This window comes from Pseudomonas sp. P9_31, assembly GCF_034008235.1.
Classification (GTDB): domain Bacteria; phylum Pseudomonadota; class Gammaproteobacteria; order Pseudomonadales; family Pseudomonadaceae; genus Aquipseudomonas.
The window spans coordinates 2,593,039-2,611,619 of the sequence record NZ_CP125375.1; the positions used below are offsets into that span (position 1 = coordinate 2,593,039).

10 protein-coding genes are annotated in these 18,581 nt (G+C 59.0%); 5 read left to right on the forward strand and 5 right to left on the reverse strand.

Annotated elements, in window-relative coordinates; genetic code table 11:
• Nucleotides 1-174: 174 nt before the first annotated feature.
• Nucleotides 175-771 (forward strand): hypothetical protein, encoded by a 597-nt coding sequence (locus QMK51_RS11635; RefSeq protein WP_320394118.1) that lies wholly within the window; start codon nucleotides 175-177, stop codon nucleotides 769-771.
• Between the two features lie 79 nt (nucleotides 772-850).
• On the opposite strand, the gene QMK51_RS11640 is transcribed toward QMK51_RS11635, so the two are convergent.
• Together QMK51_RS11640 and QMK51_RS11645 are read right to left on the reverse strand one after the other, a co-directional pair.
• On the reverse strand, nucleotides 851-1,165 hold the full coding sequence (locus QMK51_RS11640; protein ID WP_320394119.1) for an SCP2 sterol-binding domain-containing protein: 315 nt from the start codon (nucleotides 1,163-1,165) through the stop codon (nucleotides 851-853).
• Nucleotides 1,166-1,229: 64 nt separating this feature from the next.
• Entirely contained in the window at nucleotides 1,230-1,940 is a 711-nt protein-coding gene (locus QMK51_RS11645; protein WP_320394120.1) for a histidine phosphatase family protein, read from the reverse strand.
• Nucleotides 1,941-2,143: 203 nt separating this feature from the next.
• On the opposite strand from QMK51_RS11645, the gene sohB reads away from it, so the two are divergent.
• Together sohB and QMK51_RS11655 are read left to right on the forward strand one after the other, a co-directional pair.
• Complete coding sequence (sohB, locus tag QMK51_RS11650) at nucleotides 2,144-3,166, forward strand: protease SohB (RefSeq protein WP_258700243.1); 1,023 nt, start codon at nucleotides 2,144-2,146, stop codon at nucleotides 3,164-3,166.
• Nucleotides 3,167-3,455: 289 nt separating this feature from the next.
• A complete protein-coding gene (locus QMK51_RS11655; RefSeq protein WP_320394121.1) occupies nucleotides 3,456-7,370 on the forward strand; it encodes a leucine-rich repeat domain-containing protein in 3,915 nt (1,304 codons plus the stop codon).
• 52 nt (nucleotides 7,371-7,422) lie between these two features.
• On the opposite strand, the gene QMK51_RS11660 is transcribed toward QMK51_RS11655, so the two are convergent.
• Together QMK51_RS11660 and QMK51_RS11665 are read right to left on the reverse strand one after the other, a co-directional pair.
• On the reverse strand, nucleotides 7,423-7,917 hold the full coding sequence (locus tag QMK51_RS11660; protein ID WP_258700245.1) for a DUF934 domain-containing protein: 495 nt from the start codon (nucleotides 7,915-7,917) through the stop codon (nucleotides 7,423-7,425).
• Nucleotides 7,901-9,559, reverse strand: coding sequence for a nitrite/sulfite reductase (locus QMK51_RS11665; protein ID WP_320394122.1), 1,659 nt, complete (start codon nucleotides 9,557-9,559; stop codon nucleotides 7,901-7,903). Before QMK51_RS11665 ends, QMK51_RS11660 begins: the two co-directional genes overlap by 17 nt.
• 522 nt (nucleotides 9,560-10,081) lie before the next feature.
• Here QMK51_RS11665 and QMK51_RS11670 point away from each other — a divergent pair.
• The gene (locus tag QMK51_RS11670) at nucleotides 10,082-11,167 is read left to right on the forward strand and encodes an ABC transporter substrate-binding protein (RefSeq protein WP_320394123.1); all 1,086 of its coding nucleotides are present in this window, start codon (nucleotides 10,082-10,084) and stop codon (nucleotides 11,165-11,167) included.
• Nucleotides 11,168-11,184: 17 nt separating this feature from the next.
• On the opposite strand, the gene QMK51_RS11675 is transcribed toward QMK51_RS11670, so the two are convergent.
• A complete protein-coding gene (locus QMK51_RS11675; RefSeq protein ID WP_258700248.1) occupies nucleotides 11,185-11,400 on the reverse strand; it encodes a DUF2970 domain-containing protein in 216 nt (71 codons plus the stop codon).
• Between the two features lie 178 nt (nucleotides 11,401-11,578).
• On the opposite strand from QMK51_RS11675, the gene QMK51_RS11680 reads away from it, so the two are divergent.
• The gene (locus QMK51_RS11680; RefSeq protein WP_320394507.1) at nucleotides 11,579-18,556 is read left to right on the forward strand and encodes an NEL-type E3 ubiquitin ligase domain-containing protein; all 6,978 of its coding nucleotides are present in this window, start codon (nucleotides 11,579-11,581) and stop codon (nucleotides 18,554-18,556) included.
• Nucleotides 18,557-18,581: the final 25 nt, after the last annotated feature.

The window sequence follows — 18,581 nt, forward strand, 5'->3', positions numbered from 1 at the left end:
GGTTGAACAGCCGATGTCTGACGCATGCGGCCAGCAAGGAATATAGACCGCAAATCCGCTGGCGGCCTGTTTTAAGTGCCTGACAGATCGGTTAGATTCCCCGCCCGGCTCAAACACGGACGTAGACGATGGCATACGCTGCCGCTCGATCCGAAGGACAAGGACAACTGCTCAGTGACATCTCTTAAAGTCAGTAACCCGAAAGGTATTTTGATCGCAGCGCTGATAGCCATCGGCCTGGTCGGGACTTATCTGTACGCCAGTCAGGGCAACAGCATCCCCGATACCGTGATGATGACAACTCGGGCTACGGGGGGTAGTGAGCCAACGTTCGATGCCACGAAGTGGTTTCGTAATGGCATGTATGTGCCCCAGGAACTCGACGGCAAGTTGAATCCGTACATCATGACTCGCAGCAAGCCATTTGTTTTCACCGCCAAGGACAATGAATTTCTGATCCAGGCGGCCATTGAGGCGCTGGAGGATGTTCGACCTGAAGTGGATACTCAGCCTGTCTGGAATACATGGCCGGTACTGACCCGGCGTGTGCGTTACAACTACAGCTTCTTCAGTGCCCCGGATAAGCCGGCGGATCTTTACAATCTTTATCTGCAGGTGAGCTATCGCAAGTTTGTCATCGGCGTTCAGCTCGACGGAGATGAAGGCAACCTCACCTATGACGGTGAAGTGACCGAGGTCAACAGCGTAGACCCAGAGCAGGAAGCACATATCAAAGTCTTCGAAGAAATGGATGACGCCGGCACTCGCTGAGCCCTGAAACGACGAATCCCGCCATATGGGCGGGATTCGCATGCAGCCAGAGAGGCTCCCGAGAGCGGGAGCCGTCGTCTTACGCCGGGAACAGCTCGGACAGTTTCATGGCCAGCATCATGTCGCCTTCAGCGCGCAGTTTGCCGCCCATGAACGCTTGCATGCCGTCGGTTTCGCCGCTGACGATGCCTTCCAGGGTTTCGCCGTCCATCACCAGAGTGACCTGGGCGTCCGGGTTCTCGCCTTCTTGCAGCTCGCAGGTGCCGTCTTTGACGATCAACGAGAAGTTCTTGGTGTCGTCGATGCGGAAACCGAATACCAGCTCCAGACCGGCAGCAGCGGCTGGGTTGAACTTGGCTTTCATTGCTTGTACGGCATCAGCTACGGAGGTCATGGTTCGATCCTTTCTTGGGTAATTAGAGCTGGGTGATTACAGCCAGGGTCACAATAGTCCGGACTCAGCGAAACGTGATGAGTTCCGGGGCCTTCAGCAGTTGCAGGTGCGTATGACTGTTGAAGGAAGCCAGGGCCACCTCGCGACCACGAAACTTGAGCAGGTTGAGCGAGGTGTTGACGATTTGCCAGTTCAGTTCAAAGGCCTGCCTGGCAGGCATTTGCGTAATGAGGTGGAGCAGGGCGGTGATGGTGCCGCCGGAGGTGAACACGGCAATTTTCTGGGTGTTGTCGGCGTGTTCGAGCAGCCGTTGCAGACCGGCCTGCACACGTTCGACGAAGCCCAGCCAGCTTTCCAGGCCCGGTGTGTCATAGGTGCCGGCGAGCCAGCGCTCGATGATCAGGGCGAAGATGCGCTGGAACTCGGCACGGTTTTGCGCGGCGTTGCGCAAGATCTCCAGCGCTTCGGGCTCGTCTTCCAGCATGGCCGGCAGCAGGGCACGGATCACCGCGTCGGCGTCGAATTCGTTGAACGCGGAATCGATTTCCAGCGTCGGCACCGGCAAACCGACGGCGGTGAGCTGTTCCAGCGCGCTGCAGGCGGTATGTTGCTGGCGGCGCAGGTCGCCCGACAGGCAGCGATCGAAGCGGACACCGAGTTCGGCCAGGTGCTGGCCGAGGACTTCTGCCTGACGAATACCGGTCGGCGACAGAACGTCATAGTCGTCTGCACCAAAGGAGGCCTGGCCATGTCGAATCAAGTAGATGCTGCCCACGTCCGCGTCATCCCGGTACGTTGAAGGTTTGGCGAGGTTATGAGGATGGCGGTGAGCTGTCAATGAAAAAACATACGCTTGTTTGAAATGCCCGTTACAGGCCTGTTGCCAGAGGTTTCACGGCTGGTCGTCGGGCCGGTGCATGGGTATGCTGGAGGTATCCCGCGCGTGTTTATGCCGCGCATCGTCTTGAAGGAGTCCCTGTGGAGCTTTTGTCCGAGTACGCCATTTTTCTGGCCAAGACCGTGACCCTGGTAATCGCCATTCTGGTGGTCCTGGCCAGTTTTGCGGCGTTGCGCAGCAAAGGCCGGCGCAAGTCGACCGGCCAGTTGCAAGTCAGCAAACTCAATGATTTCTACAAAGGGCTGCGCGAGCGCCTGGAGCAAACCTTGCTCGACAAGGATCAGCTCAAGGCCCTGCGCAAGTCCCAGGCGAAAACCGAGAAAAAGCAAAAGAAGAAACCCGAGGCCAAGCCGCGGGTGTTCGTGCTGGATTTCGACGGCGACATCAAGGCGTCGGCCACTGAAAACCTGCGCCACGAAATCACCGCGCTGCTGACCCTCGCCACGCCAAAGGACGAAGTGGTGTTGCGCCTGGAAAGTGGCGGCGGCATGGTACACAGCTATGGCCTGGCATCCTCGCAACTGGCGCGGATCCGTGAAGCCGGTGTGCCGTTGACCGTGTGCATCGACAAGGTCGCGGCCAGCGGCGGCTACATGATGGCGTGCATCGGCGAGAAGATTATCAGCGCACCGTTCGCGATCCTCGGCTCGATCGGCGTGGTGGCACAGTTGCCGAACGTCAATCGCCTGCTGAAAAAACACGACATCGACTTCGAAGTACTGACGGCCGGCGAGTACAAGCGCACCCTGACGGTGTTTGGCGAAAACACCGAGAAGGGCCGCGAGAAGTTCCAGGAAGAGCTGGACATCACTCATCAGTTGTTCAAGAACTTCGTTTCCCGCTATCGCCCGCAACTGGCCATCGACGAAGTGGCCACCGGTGAAATCTGGCTCGGTGTTTCGGCACTCGACAAGCAACTGGTGGACGAGCTCAAGACCAGCGACGAATACCTTGCCGAACGAGCCAAACAGTCTGAGCTCTATCATCTGCATTACACCGAACGTAAAAGCCTGCAGGAACGCATCGGCATCGCGGCCAGCGGTTCGATCGATCGCGTTTTACTGAGCTGGTGGAGCCGCTTGACCCAACAACGCTTCTGGTAAAAACCCGACGAAACCGGGCTTTACCTAATGCCAGTCAATCAAGGTGCGAAACCTGTGGGAGCGGGCTTGCTCGCGAAGGCGGTGTGTCAGACGACTTCAATGTTGACTGGGCCATTGCTTTCGAGAGCAAGCCCGCTCCCACATGGCCTGCCTGGTTTCGTCGTTTTGGGCGGTTCTTTTCTGTCTTTATCGGAGAATTTTCCTCGCGGTTTCGGGGACCTTTCCGGCTTCCTACCCATCCATGCCGGTTTACTGTAGACGTCCTCGACTGACTGCAATGGACTGCACCATGAGTGACTCAACGCTTAACCAGATGAACCTCCCGGAACCGGTCCCGGCTCCGGGAATGCGCGACGAACTGCGCGCTGTCGTAGACACTGCGCGGCCGCAAACACCGGGCCAGTTTGGCGCGGATCTGTTCAAGGACAAATGGGGACGGGACATCGATCCGCACACGGCTTTGTTGGTTACCCTCGACTACAACTACAAAGGACATCCTGCACAGAACGGCATCCATCAAGGCCAGGTGGCCAATTCCCGGACATTGCTGCAGGCGCTGCTCGGCGATTACCAAGCGGTGGGGGACGGACGCTTCGGCGAAACCGCCTTTGGCTTGTACACCCCACCCGACATCGGTCCGTCCGTGCGTATCGTCGAGCATGTCGACGAGTTCGCTAATCACGGCAGCGGCAACCACCAGACCTATGAAGGGGTCTATCGCCAGACCGTTCCGCAAACCTATGGGCCACTCACGCAAACTCCCCTGAAACCCGCCGACTTCAAGCAATGGGTCTGGACGCTGGAGCTCAAGGATTTGTACCAGGCCTATCTTGAGCGAGCATGGCCCTCGGATGAGGCGATCATGGCCGCCAAGTCCTACCCGCTGAGGACTTCGGTCAAAGCCGCATTTGTCATGAGTGCCTGGTTGCAACGCCATGAAAGCAGCCTTAGCCAGCAAGGCCTGGAGCTGGCCCTGCAGGCGGCGGGACTGCCATCGCATCAAGCCTGGGGCACGCTGACCCTCAAGCAGTTGCAGGCACCGACCCGGATGCCTTCCTCGATCATGGTCGGGCGCCTTGAGCTTTATCGCTATACGGCGACGGACATCTGGACCTGGCGCGAACGCTCCGGCTCGAGGATTTTGTTATACATCCCCGGCAATTCATCGCCGTTGCATGAGTTCATCGATGCTGCACATTTGCAGCGCTGGATCGTGGCGCAGGGCAAGGGCGATGACACGAAGCGGGCGCTGGCGAGTCACTTTGCCGAGGCGGATCGCGAGGATGGCACCTTCCACGCCGGCGTGTTGACGGCGCTGGAAGGCATGGTGGTCTACCCGAATAAACACCGGCTGACTAAAACGGCCGGCCTGTTTAACGACGATGGCTACTGGGACCCTGCTCAATACGTTGGTTTCGAGCAGCCTTCCTCACTCATCGATCCTTTCGCCCAATTGGTGCTGACCATGAAGCGCGCGGCTCAGACCAGCGTTGACAGCATTCGTGACGACGCGCAGGTCAACCGGGACAACTTGAGTGCAGTCGTCGAACCGATCGTGCAATGGGTCAATCGTTTCGGTCCGTTGGCGTTGTTTGTTCCGGGGGGCGAGGGGCTGCTGGCACTGGCCGGGCTGATCGATGCCGGTTATGGCCTGGACCAGGCGGTCAACGGCGAGACGTCGACACAACGCTCGGAGGGGGTGACTCGCACAGTGTTCGGTTTGCTTAATGCGCTGCCATTGGCAGCAGCAGGCGCGGCGCATGGGGTCGAAGGTGCCGAGGCCGCGAATCCGCTCGAGAGAGGGCGTGAGCCCATCGATGCAGGTCAGGAACCGGTTGGCAAATCTGTTCCCGATCTGCCTGTAAACGCACCTCCGGCGCCATTGCCCGCCGAAGCGATGAGTCGCCGGGAGTTGCTTCGGGGAATCGGTTCGTCGGTAGCTGGCTTCAGTGACGAAACGCTGGCACAGATCGGCAAAATCAGTGCCGTCGACAACGACATGCTGCGGGTGATGCACACGGGGCGTCCGCCCACGCCGTTGCTCGGCGACACCATCAGCCGCTTTCGGATCGACCAGGATCTTGAACACCTCGCCGATGGCGAACGCACAGCGCTGTTCAACAGCCGCTACCAGGCCTTGCAGCAGTCGGATAATGCCTGGGTCGGCTTGTTTCAACGGCAATATCCCGACCTGCCAAAAAGCGCCGTGGAGCAAATGCTCGACCGTTATGGCGTGGACCTCCAGTCATCGCCTGACATGGTGGAGGCAAAGAGACTGTTCAGTCGCCTCGACAGCAAAGCCCGCCAGTACCAGCAGCATGTGCGCTTGAATCGTGCCTATGAGGGGCTTTATCTGCGCTCGATGAGAAATCCCGAGTCGGACACGCTGGCGTTGCATTCACTGCCAAACCTGCCCGGTTGGCCGAAGGGCCTGCGTATCGACGTGCTCGATGCATCTCTCAATGGGCGGGTGCTGGATCGTTGCGGCCCACTCGAATCCACCGATGTGCGACGCCTGATCAAAACCGCCAGTCAGCGCTACGAGGTGGTCAACGTTGCAAAACGTACGGATTTCCATGAGGCGGTACTCGGCGTTCTGTCCGATTCGGAGCGCGCTGCTTTGCTGTTGCCCGCAGTGGACCCGGTTGGCGCCTTGAAGGGTTACATCGGCGAGCGGGCGTTGTCCCGTTCCGAGCTGATGACCGGGCTGGGCAGGATGGACACCGGTTTGCCCTTCGAAACGCAAGGGTTGCGCGGCGGCGGTTTCCCGACGACAGCCCAGGCCGAAGCGCTGACGCAGCAGATGATGCGGCTACAGCTTCAGGATATTTATCCGGATTTCAGCAATGCCGAGGCCGATGAGCTTTTGCAGCGGGTGGGCGCCGGTGCACAGGCGCACATTGATGGTCTGAAACAGCAATTGCAGCAACTGAACGCCGACCTGAGCGCCTGGATCGACCAGGTTGCCCAAGACATCGACGACATGGATATCCCTGTTCTGACCGCCGACGATGAGGCGGCGCAGGGAATGAACGCCCGGCAGATTGCGATCCATAACGCCGAACAGGTGCAAGCGGTGATGGCGACTGAGCACGACACCAGGAGCGAGCTTGCCGTCGAACTGGTTTCCATATGGCAAAAGCGCGCGCTTCAGGGCAATCGGATTTACGCCGGTGGTCAGTTAGTGGGATATAGAATGGACATGGCGTTCGAGGACTACCATCGCTTGCCTGCGCTCAACGTCAGGTTCAACGAAGTAGTCGAGTTGTCGATGCGACGTATTCAGGTGACCGAACGTGAGAGCCTGAATGACTTTCTCGAGAGCTTTCCAAACCTGCGGATGCTCAATCTGGAAGGGGTCGACCTGAGTGTGTTTCAGGTCCTCAACGCTGAAGATCAGCTAATCAGCGCGTTACCACCGTCGATGGCACGATTGCACGACCTGACCTCACTGAATTTACGTTTCTGTGACCTGACCTTCACTGACCGCGCCGCTTCGCAATTGAGTGGCATGATCCGGCTACAAGACCTGGATCTGAGTGACAACCCGCTTGATGTCCCGCCGTTGCTCCTGGGAATGACTGATTTGCGTCGGCTGAACCTGAGAAACAGCGGCATTACCACGTGCCCGATCGGGATCATGGATCAGCCGTACCTGACTTCGCTCGACCTGCGCGACAACCGCATAGCCCGAATACCCCAGGCCGTCATCAATCAAGCCATTGCCCGAGGGCGGGTACAAATGGGCGGCAACCCGCTGACCGATGAAGACACACTGTGGCGGTTGATAGACCACCGTGAGCGAACCGGTATCAACCTGTGGTTGAGCGAACCGCATGCCGACTACGGTGAGCCCGAAGCCTGGCTGCGGGACATCGAAGAACAGCAGCGGGACGCGCGACTGGCGATCTGGCAGCGTCTGGCCGCCAAACCCTCTGGCACACGTTTCTTGCGAGTCATGGATGGCGTAAGCCTTACGCCGGATTTCCTGGTCAACTACGAGGAAATTCAGGCACGCGCCTGGCGACTGTTGAGTGAGGCAGACGCTTCGGATGAGTTATGGACCCGCTTGAGTCGTGACGTCGAACTGGCCGAAGACGATGCAGACAATCCAATGGCGATTTTCACGTCACTGGAAAACCGGGCGAGGCTATATGGGGACTGGGTGGCGATGGGGCGGCCGTTTCCAATGGAGGTGGATTGACCCCGGTAGCGTCAAGCCTTGAGCCCGGCAATGCGGGCTCAAGGCATCACGATCAACGGCGACGGAACAGCGGCAGCGGTTCGTCGGTGGCGGCCTGATAGGTCACCGAGAAGTCCTGGAGACTTTCCAGGGCTTCGTACGGGTCTTTATCGGCGCGCAAGGCAAAGGCGTCGAAACCGCAGCGATGCATGTAGAACAGTTGGTCGCGCAGCACATCGCCAATCGCCCGCAGTTCGCCTTTGAAACCATAACGGTCACGCAGCAGGCGGGCGTTGGAGTAGTTGCGGCCGTCGGTGAAGGCCGGGAAGTTCAGGGCGATGATCTGGAAGTTCGCCACGTCGTCACCGATTTCTTCAGCTTCTTCGTCGGCATCCAGCCACACACCCAGGCCGCCATCGCGGGCCTTGAGCATACGGCTGTGTTCGCGCCACAGTTGCAGCGGGACGATCAGGTCGTCGCAGTTGCTGATCTCGTCGATGTTGAAATCTTTCGGCAGCAAGTGCCAGGTTTCGTCGACGACTTCGTTGTTCTTAATTATTCGCTGCATAGACGCGCTCCTTGAAGAGGTCGATGCCAATACGCTGATAGGTGTCGATGAAGCGCTCGTCTTCGGTACGTTGTTCGATGTACACGTCGATCAGCTTCTCGATCACCTCAGGCATGGCTTCCTGGGCGAAGGACGGGCCGAGGATCTTGCCCAGGCTCGCATCGCGACTGGCGCTGCCACCCAGGGACACCTGGTAGAACTCTTCGCCTTTCTTGTCCACGCCGAGAATGCCGATGTGGCCGACGTGGTGGTGACCACAGGCGTTCATGCAGCCGGAGATGTTCAGGTCCAGCTCGCCGATGTCGAACAGGTAGTCCAGATCGTCGAAACGGCGCTGGATGGATTCGGCGATCGGGATCGACTTGGCGTTGGCCAGGGAACAGAAGTCGCCGCCCGGGCAGCAGATGATGTCGGTCAGCAAGCCGATGTTCGGCGTGGCGAAACCTTGCTCGCGCAACTCGCCCCACATGGCGAACAACTGGCTCTGCTCGACATCGGCCAGAATGATGTTCTGCTCGTGGGAGGTGCGCAACTGACCGAAGCTGTAACGGTCGGCGAGGTCGGCAACGGCATCGAGCTGCTTGTCGGTGATGTCGCCCGGCGCAACGCCGGTCGGTTTCAGGGACAGGGTGACTGCCACATAACCCGGCTTCTTGTGGGCCAGGGTGTTGCGGATGCGCCAGCGGGCGAAACCCGGGTGCTGTTTGTCGAGCTCGGCCAGTTCGACTGTCTGGTTTTCCAGAGCCTTGTAGTCCGGATCGACAAAGTGTTTGGCCACGCGATGCACTTCGGCGTCGGTCAGCGTGGTCTGGCCACCGCGAAGGTGTTCCATTTCCGCGTCGACTTTTTGCGCGAACACTTCAGGTGTCAGGGCCTTGACCAGAATCTTGATCCGCGCCTTGTACTTGTTGTCGCGACGGCCGTAGCGGTTGTAGACCCGCAGAATGGCGTCGAGGTAGCTCAACAGGTCCTGCCACGGCAGGAACTCGTTGATGAACGCGCCCACCACCGGTGTACGGCCCAGACCGCCACCGACCAGCACACGGAAACCCAGCTCGCCCGCAGCGTTGTGCACCGGCTCAAGGCCGATGTCATGGACTTCGATGGCCGCACGGTCGGACGTCGAACCGTTGATGGCGATTTTGAATTTACGCGGCAGGTAGGCGAATTCCGGGTGGAAGGTGGTCCACTGACGGACGATTTCGCACCATGGACGCGGGTCGATCAACTCGTCGGCCGCGACACCGGCGAACTGGTCGGTGGTGACGTTGCGCAGGCAGTTGCCGCTGGTCTGGATCGCGTGCATCTGCACGGTCGCCAGCTCCGCCAGGATGTCCGGGATGTCTTCCAGGGCCGGCCAGTTGAACTGCACGTTCTGCCGGGTACTGATGTGGGCGTAGCCCTTGTCATAGTCGCGGGCAATTTTGGCCATCATTCGCGTCTGGCGCGACGTGAGTTGGCCATAAGGCACCGCCACCCGCAGCATCGGGGCAAAGCGCTGGATGTAAAGGCCATTTTGCAGGCGCAGGGGGCGGAATTCTTCTTCGCTCAGCTCGCCTGCCAGATAGCGTCGGGTCTGATCACGGAACTGCTTGACGCGGTCCTCGATGATCCGCTGATCGTACTCGTCGTATACGTACATATAAGTCCTGTTCTCAGGCTTGGGCTGGTCGGATGCAGCTGCGTGATCGCTTGCTGTAATCCGATTCTGCCTCGGCAATTCTGCGCGCACGGCCGCGCACTCCCAACGGAGCCGACGCAAGATACCAGTTTGCAGTTATGCGCAAAAGTGATGTTTGAGTATATGCAAAGAACCAAAACGACTAATGAGAATCGTCGTGGTAAAGCCCTCATTTGTGGTGCGGGCAATCATCGTCTTAACTGTGCTCGAGTCTTTATGCAGTCACCGATAAAACCGACAAGAGGCGATGCAATGAGCAACCCAACCAAAGCAAGGAAAAGCGATAGCACGGTCGATGCCTGGGCGATTTTGTTCCTGATCATCCTGGTCGTGGGTACAGCAGTGTTCTGGGTCAGCCATCAATAAACGACCTCGTCCGGGCCCGGCGCCGACAATCGTCGGATAAATGCCGGAATAAGCGCCGTTTCAAGGGACTTCGCTGGCTATAATGCGCGGCGAATTTTCGGGGGCTCGGACGATTAAATGTTGAAGTTTTTCTGTGGTGTAGTGCTGGCGCTTGGTACGGTCCTGGGACCGTGCGCCCAGGCGGCGTCCGTATTGTTCCTCAATCCTGGGACCACCCAAGAGGTGTTCTGGGTCAGTTACTCGCAGTTCATGCAGGCCGCGGCCAAGAACCTCGGCATGGATTTGCACATCCGGTATTCCGAGCGCAACGCTGAAACCACGCTCAAGCAGGCCCGTGAAGCCCTGCAAGGGCCGAACCGGCCGGACTATCTGGTGTTCGTCAACGAACTGTATGTCGCGCCCGAAATCCTGCGTCTGGCTCAAGGCAGTGGCGTGAAGCTGTTTTTGGTCAACAACGCCCTGACCGCAGACCAGATGCGCCTGCTCGGTGCCCAGCCGGACAAGTATCCCGATTGGTTGGGCAGCCTGGTGCCCAACAATGAGGAGGGCGGCTACCTGATGCTCAAGGAGTTGATTCGTCTGCATCGCCCGGTCGCACCCGGCGAGGTCATTGATCTCGTGGCCTTTTCCGGCCTGAAGATCACGCCCGCCGCGCAAGAGCGTGAGAAGGGCATGATGCGGGCATTGGCCGAACACCCTGAAGTGCGGTTGCGCCAGTTGGTCTATGGTGGCTGGACCCGTGAACGAGCTTACGAACAGGCCAGATTATTGTTCAAGCGTTATCCGCAAACGTCGCTGGTCTGGTCGGCCAACGATGAAATGGCCTTTGGCGCCATGCAGGCCTACGCCGAAACGGGCGGTCAACCCGGCAAAGATGTACTGTTCAGCGCTATCAACAATTCACCGACCGCGTTACAGGCGCTGTTGGATGGGCGTTTGAGTGTGCTGTTGGGCGGGCACTTCACTCTGGGGGGGTGGGCCCTGGTGCAACTGCATGACTACGATCAGGGTGTGGACATCAGTCAGTATGGCGGGCGCGACCGGCAGATTCCGTTGTTGCAACTGATCGATCGGGCACAAGCCAAGCGGTTGCTGGCGTTGAGTGCTACTCAGGATTATGGCGTGGATTTCCAGAAACTCTCGGCCAAGGGGCGGCCGACGTCGTATCGCTACCCGTTCAGCTTGCAAATCCTGATGCACTGATTGGCCTGGAAGCAGGCTCAGATCCCTGCCAGGTGCAGCACCAGTTTGACGATGCCGAACAGCGTCAGGGCGAACACCGCCGTGAACAGAATCCCCAGAATCACGAAGTGACTCGGTTTACCGTGGGTGAAGTCGCGCGCCCGGTTCTTGCCGCTCTGTACCCCGAAAGCCGCCGCCATGACACTGTGCAGCATCTGCCAGAAGGTGGGCGGCTTGTTGTTCGGATCGTCCATAAAAGCCTCTGACTGCGGTTTGATAGTGGTGTGATGAGGATAGTCAATGCCACGCTTGCAGGCAGTGAATTCGTCGTCCGGGCAATGTTTATCAAATAATTATGTACCGCAGAGCGAGTGCGCGGTCGTGATCTCCTGATGTTTCAACACTGACATCAGGAGAATCATCGTGTCTGGAATGGACTCATCCGCAGACAGCGGCTTGCACACCGAACTGATCAAAGACCGGCTGCCCGCCTGGATCAACCATGCGACCGCCGCCAACCTCAAGGCGCTCGGTCGTAGCAGGGTACCCGGCCAGTTACCCGCTCACGCCAACCCTGGCTGGTTTGCACGCGCGACGCCCGAGCTGCGCCAGCGCTTGCGCGATAGCCAGGCGCGCAGCCGCGCCGCCAATGACGCCCTGGCCAGGACCCTCAAGGACCTGAAAGGGATCACCGATTTTTGCGAACCATTGCTCAAAGATGCGCTGCGAAAGACGTTCGCGGCCGAGCCGGATCTGAAAAACACCCAGCTGTATCACTTGCGCTATCGCCAACCGCCCATCAAACAATCGTTGTTGCAGGCAGCGCTGGGCAACTTCGAAGCAGGCATGGCATTCGACGAGGTGGCCCTCGGCGAAACAAGTGCGATCGCGCCACTCGGGGCTTTGCGCACCGAGTACTACGGGGAGACCAAGAGGGACGGCTCGCGAGCGGCGCGTCACCGGTACACCGAGAAACTCGCCATAACGCCCGCCGCGTTCTCGACCCTGTGTCGCGACCTTGATCTGGGCAAGCAGTATCAGGATCACCTCGACGCGATATTCGATTCTGCAGCCAGCAAGGCCCGGGTGCGCGAGCAAATGATCGCGGCACAGAAGGCTGCAATGGAAATGCGTGTGCATATCGCACGCATCAAGGACGAAATCACCCAGGCGGGCTATGAAACCTTGCTGGCAATACTGAATGACCAGCCCAGGCCGACGTTCAATGGGCGGCCGATCGTCTACAGCCAACTGGAAATGCTCGGCTCGTCGTTGAGCGAGATTGTCATCATCGGCACAGCCGCTCGAGGGATCCGGCAACTGCTTGAAAGAGGCGAGCCCTGGACCTCCTTGTTACCGCTCAATCCGATACCGCTGCTGAAAAAAAAGCTGAGTGCAAATGAAGAGCGGATCATCGTCTACATCCCGGGTGCACCGTTGTACCCCATCAAGGAGTACGCCTCGTTCAAGGCGTTCGAGCAGGACTTGCGGCTCAACGTGCGCTCGGCGCAATACCAGCGTCTTCTCACGGGATGGGTGAAGCACGATGAGTCGGCTCGTTTTATCGGCAGGGTCAAGGAGGGGCTGTTTACCTACAAATGGAACGCCGACGCCGGTCGCCGAGGCCGTTATGAGCAGATCTATGATGACGAGGCCAATCTGCGGCTCAAGGAAACTTTCTTCGGTAGCGAGCTGTTCGGCGAACTCCACGCCCGGCATCTGCAGCGATTGAAAGCCAATGCACGCCTGCTGGCAGTGCCCACCGAGGATGTGGACAACGAAGCATTCTGGGCGCGACTCAAGCATTACGCCGAGTTGGGCCTGGACTTTCTCAACGTCGCGGCTTTTTTCGTACCCGGGCTTGGGGAAGTGATGATGGCCGTCGCCGCTGTGCAATTGTCCGTCGAGGTCTTTGAGGGCATTGAGGCCTGGGAGGACGGTGATAGTGATGAGGCTTGGTCGCATCTCGAATCTGTGGCCATGAATGTTGCCTTCATGGCTGCGCTGGGTGTAGCGGGAGCGGTGGCGAACAAGGCACCGACCATTCAGGTTTCTCGCTGGGTCGACGGGTTGGTGCCGGTCAAATTGCCCAATGGTGAAGCGCGGTTGTGGAAGCCGGACCTTACACCTTACCGAAGCACGCTGACCCTCGATCCCCAGGCCAGCTCCAATGCGTTGGGACAATATGAGATCGGCGGCAAGATCTGCATCAAGCTGGAAGGTCACGTCTATGAAAAGACCTTCGACAGTGAGGCGCAGCAATGGCGTATCAAGCATCCGTCCAACCCGGACGCTTATCAGCCGCTGATGCAACACAATGGTCGCGGTGCCTGGCGCCACAGCCTGGAACGTCCCCTGGAATGGGATCGCAGGACCCTGTTACGGCGCATGGGCCAGGAAACCGAAAGCTTCACCGATCAGGAGCTTGAACGCATCGCCGATGTCAGCGGTATCGACGACGATGTATTACGCAAGATGCACGTCGACAATCTGCCAACCCCGCCGTTGCTTCGTGATGCCTTGCGTCAGTTCAAGGTCGATCGGCAGGTGAACGATCTGATCCGGCAAGTGCGCAGTGATCAGCCCATTAACGATGATTACACCCATCTTCTGCCTTTTGTCAGCGAGTTGCCGGGCTGGCCGCCCGGTCGCGCTCTGGAGGTTTTCGATGGGACACCAGAGCTGGGGCCTTCGACCCGGTACGGTGTCCAGGACGGTCCAGCGGCGGATACGATCGAACTCAGCCGCGGCGAAGTGACGGGGGCGGGGTTTCCCGAGCGGATACTGGCGGGGCTCAATGAGCAGGAGATCACCGGCCTGCTCGGCGAACAGGGCGCTCGGGTTCCCTCGTTGCGGGGGGCTGTGCTCAGGGAACGGCTCGGGGAGCTGGCACTGAGCAAAAAAACGGCGCTGTTCGACAATCTCTATGGGAGCGAGACGTCGGACGAGCCTTTGGTGCAACTGTTCAAACGACACCATTCGGGGCTGTCGACAGAGGCCGCCACCGAATTGCTGGCCAATGCCAGCGATCTGGAGCGCGCCAGAATGCGCGACAGTCAACGGGTGCCCTTGCGGCTGGCCGAAGAAGCCCGCTGGTACGTACAGCAAAGCCGGCTGAACCGCGCCCTGGCCGGCCTGCACCTGGACAGCATGGCGGCAGCCGATAGCGACAGGCTGGCGCTGCACGCACTGGAGAAGTTGCCGGGCTGGCCGACTGATGTGAGGCTGGAGGTACGCGATGGCGGGCTGAGCGGTCAGTTGTTCGACAGCATCGGCAGTGAAGACGCTCCCTTTCGTAAATCTCTGGTCAAACAGTCTAGCGGTTACCAGGCCTTCAACGAGCGAGGGGAGACCCTCAACAGTGTTCCCCGTCATGGTCGCAATTTTTATGCCTCGATCATGCATGCCTTGCCGGACAGTGCACGCCAATCCCTGAAATTGCCCCATGTCGGACAGAGTGCCGATCTGGAAAACATGTTGCGGCAATACGCCTTCGATCATCGTAGCGACATGGCGCTCGCCCTTGGGCAGCGTCCGATCAAACCCTGGTTCAAACCACCGATGCGGTTAGCGGACGGCCGAATGGGCTATCTCCTGAGCGGGCGTGGAGCAGGGAGCAAGGTGGCCTCTTCGCTCATCGCGCGGGTGCAGGATATTTTTCCCGGAGCGCAGGAGCTGGAGGCCGAGCTCTTTGTTTATCGATGCCTGATGGAGGGCAAGACCGAGCAACAGACGCTTCATCTGCTGAACACCAAGGCTCGGGAACTTGAAGCTCTGCGCAGTTCCCTGGATGGATGGGTTGCACAAGACGCTCAACCTGCGGATGCGACGCCCTTGAGGCCGGTCGGGCGGCGACAGGTCGCAGACCGAATCGTCGATTGCTGGCAGCGGTCACTCCTTGGAACAGGAGATGCGTACCAACGGCTGGATCTGCAAAACCTGGCAGAACTGCCGCCGTTGCCGGACGGGTTTTCGCAAGTCAGCGAGTTGCTGATCGGCGGGCAGGACTTCACCGGCCACCAGGCTGCGACGCTACTGCAGCGCTTCTCCGAGGTGAAGAAGCTCACGGTACGACTGAGCGAACTCGATGGTTTACCCGACGCGCTAGCGGATTTGCAGTCGCTCACCGAGCTGACGGTACAAGGCTACCGCCTGCGATACCCGGTCGAATTTCAGGCGCGTTTGAACGCAATGCCGCAGCTTGAACGGTTGAATCTATTGGGTTCGGGTTATCTCAACAGCATCGATGTTTCCCGGCTGACCAGGCTGCGTGGGCTGAACCTGTCCGGGGCGCAATTGATCGAGTGGCCTGTCGGCGTACTGGGTCTTGAGCATCTGGAGCAACTGAACCTGCAAGGCAGTTATCTTCATTCACTGCCCACCGAATTGCTTCAGGGGCATGAGCGTCTGTGGCGAGGCTTGACGATGGATTGGTCGACGCTCACCCACGAATCCTTCATGGCGACCTACGCCTGGCTCAAGGATAACCCCGCGCATCTGGTTGACGTCGACAGGATGGTCGACAGCTACTGCCGTGGAGCTGTAAGCCGTGTACTGTCGCATCCGGTTACCAACGCCGCCGAGCAGTTCCGCCGGATTGGAGACTCCAATGATGCGATGCTCAATCGTGTCGGGCAGTTGCGTCGGCAAGGGCGTGAGCTGGACCAGGTACTCGTTACCTGGCAATCCCGCACACTCAGTGTCGATCAGCGTCAGGTTGACTCGCAGGCTCTATTTTCGACGGCGCAAAAGCTCAAATCCAACTGGCGTAACGGCTTGCGAGCGCAGTACGAGCCCCAGGCATCGGTGCCCGGGCCTTCCTGGAGGTTGAACTCCAGCGAGTCGGCCTCGACTCTTGACCTGTCGGGTGTCGCCCTGGGTGGCTTGCCCGTACTTCCGGAAAATGCCTTCGCTCATGTATCGACCTTGCGCATGGGGGGCGTCAGGGCGCCACTCGATGAGCTCGATGATTTTCTGAGGCGTTTTTCCGGTCTGCGCGAGCTGGATCTCAGCAATAACGCCCTGGCCGGGTTTCCGTCAGCTCTGGAAGGTTTGTCGGACCTCACCACGTTGAATGCTTCGCGTAACCAGATACTTGTGACGCCACCTGTTCAGCAATGCTTGAACGCGCTGGAAAAACTCCAACACTTGAACCTGCAATACAACCCGGTACGCACGCTGGATGTCTCGGGGCTGAGCAGTCTGGAAACCCTGGACCTGGGCCACACCGCCGTTCGTGACTGGCCGGTTGGGATATTGAACCTGCCAGGGCTCAAGCGCCTGGAACTGGGTTACAGCGCAATCAGTGCCGTGCCGAGCGAGGCATGGAGCGGGCACGACAGTCTGCTGTTCAACACCAACCTTCGCGGTTGCAAATTGACCACCGAAGCGTTTACCCAGGTGCAGGCTTTTGCCCGGCGCAGTGGTAACACGCTTGGTATTCCGCCGGATGTGCTGCTGGAGGGGAGCACGGGTGGTGAGCCGGAGTATTTTTCCGGTGAGGAAACCCAGGATTCGATCAATCGCGATCTTCTTGGGCCTTTGGCGACGGACCTGAACCGAAACGATCCGGCGTTTTCCCTGGTGGCCCGCCTGCAACGGCTGGACCCGGCCCTGACCGAACAAACCGCTGAACAGGTCATCGAGCTTTTGCGGACAAAGGGCTTGCCGTTTCTGGAGATCGACAGCCAAATCACGCAATGGCGTCTGCAGCTCGAAACCTTGAGGCAGCAGCTCAATGACTGGATCAACATCCGCACCTATCGCGAAGGAAATTATCGGGTGTCGTCGACCTATCGCCGTCGCGCCGCCGACCGGATTTTGGCTGTGTGGCGTCAGCGGTTGCGAGGCGCACTGGCGGTCTCGGAGGAAAACCGCGGCAGCCTGCTCGACTTGAGTGATATTCCCCTGGGGGGGCTGCCCGCTTTGTCCGGCGATTTCAGCCACGTCGGAACGCTGAACCTGACGGGGGTCAGTTCAGGGGGACAAGGGCTCGACCCTTTTTTCAGCGCTTTCGGTCAGGTGCACACCCTGATGCTCAATCGCAATGGCCTGGATAGCATGCCGAGCGCCATTACCGGACTTGCGCGACTGGAGCGCCTGGAAGCGGCCCATAACAACCTCACCAGCAGCGAGCCACTGCAACACCAGATCACCCGTATGACCGGCCTGCGCTGGCTGGACTTGAGCGAAAACTGCCTGCAGACGATCGATGTCAGTGGGCTCACGCGGCTCGATACCCTGGACTTGAATGACAACGACTTGAGTGCGTGGCCGGAAGGTGTGCTGGAACTGCCCGCACTGAGAACACTGAATTTGAGCTACAACCAGTTGAGGGAGCTACCGGCAGAGGCCACGACCGGTCATGACGAACTGATGAGAGGTACCAATCTCACCGATAACGTACTGTCGGCGGATGAACTCCGGTATTTGCAGGAGTATGCACGCCGGTCCGGCAATAGTCTGGGTTATAACCTGAACGAGATCGACCAGATGATCGAGGACTATGAGCGGGATGAGTGGGATGGCAACGATCATTCTTCCGGTGAAGAGGGCGAGGACGAACCCGAGGATGAGCAGAAAGAGCGCTGGATGGAAGGCGCCGGGGAATCGACCGCCGACAAGGAAGCCACGTGGGATAGCCTGAAGGATGAAGAGGGCGGGCAAGATTTCTTTCATCTGCTCTCGCAACTCAGGCACACCAGGGATTTCATGAGTGACCGTGCTGATCTCACCCGTCGAGTCTGGCAAGTACTCGATGCGGCTCGAAGCAACACCGACTTGCGCAAGGACCTGTTCCTCCGTTCAGAGCGCGGCTACACCTGCGGGGATGGCCGAATTCTTCGGTTCAGCGATCTGGAGGTCAAGGTGTTCGTATTCAACGCCTTGCAATCTGTTGTAGCCGATCAGGAGGGAAGGGAGCTTTTCAAACTCTCCAGAAATCTGTTCCGCCTTGGAAAAGTCGAGGAAATTGCCAAGGCCCATGCCGAACGCCCGCCAAAGAAGGATCCGGCCGAAGTGCGCCTGGCCTACCGTATCGGGCTGACCGAGCGGCTGGAACTGCCGGCGCAACCGGACTCGATGCTGTATCGGGGGGAATCAGGTGTGACGGCCCATGACATCGATGCTGCTTACACGGCCGTCATCAATGCCGAAAACACCCGTGAATTCATGGATGATATCGTGCAGCGCGAATACTGGACCGATTACCTGAAGCGCAAGTACCCGGATGAATATGCTGCACTGGACAAGCGCCAGGCAGAGGCTGCCGAGGCGCTCGAAACGCGATATCCGGACTTCAGTGAGGACTATCTGACGGAAATAGCGGCGTTGAGTAAAACCAATAACGTCGAGTCGCTGGGTTTGGCGATTCAACTGACCGAACGCGAACGCGCCGACATCGGCCTGTAAGCGGATTGATCAAAGAAAACGGCCC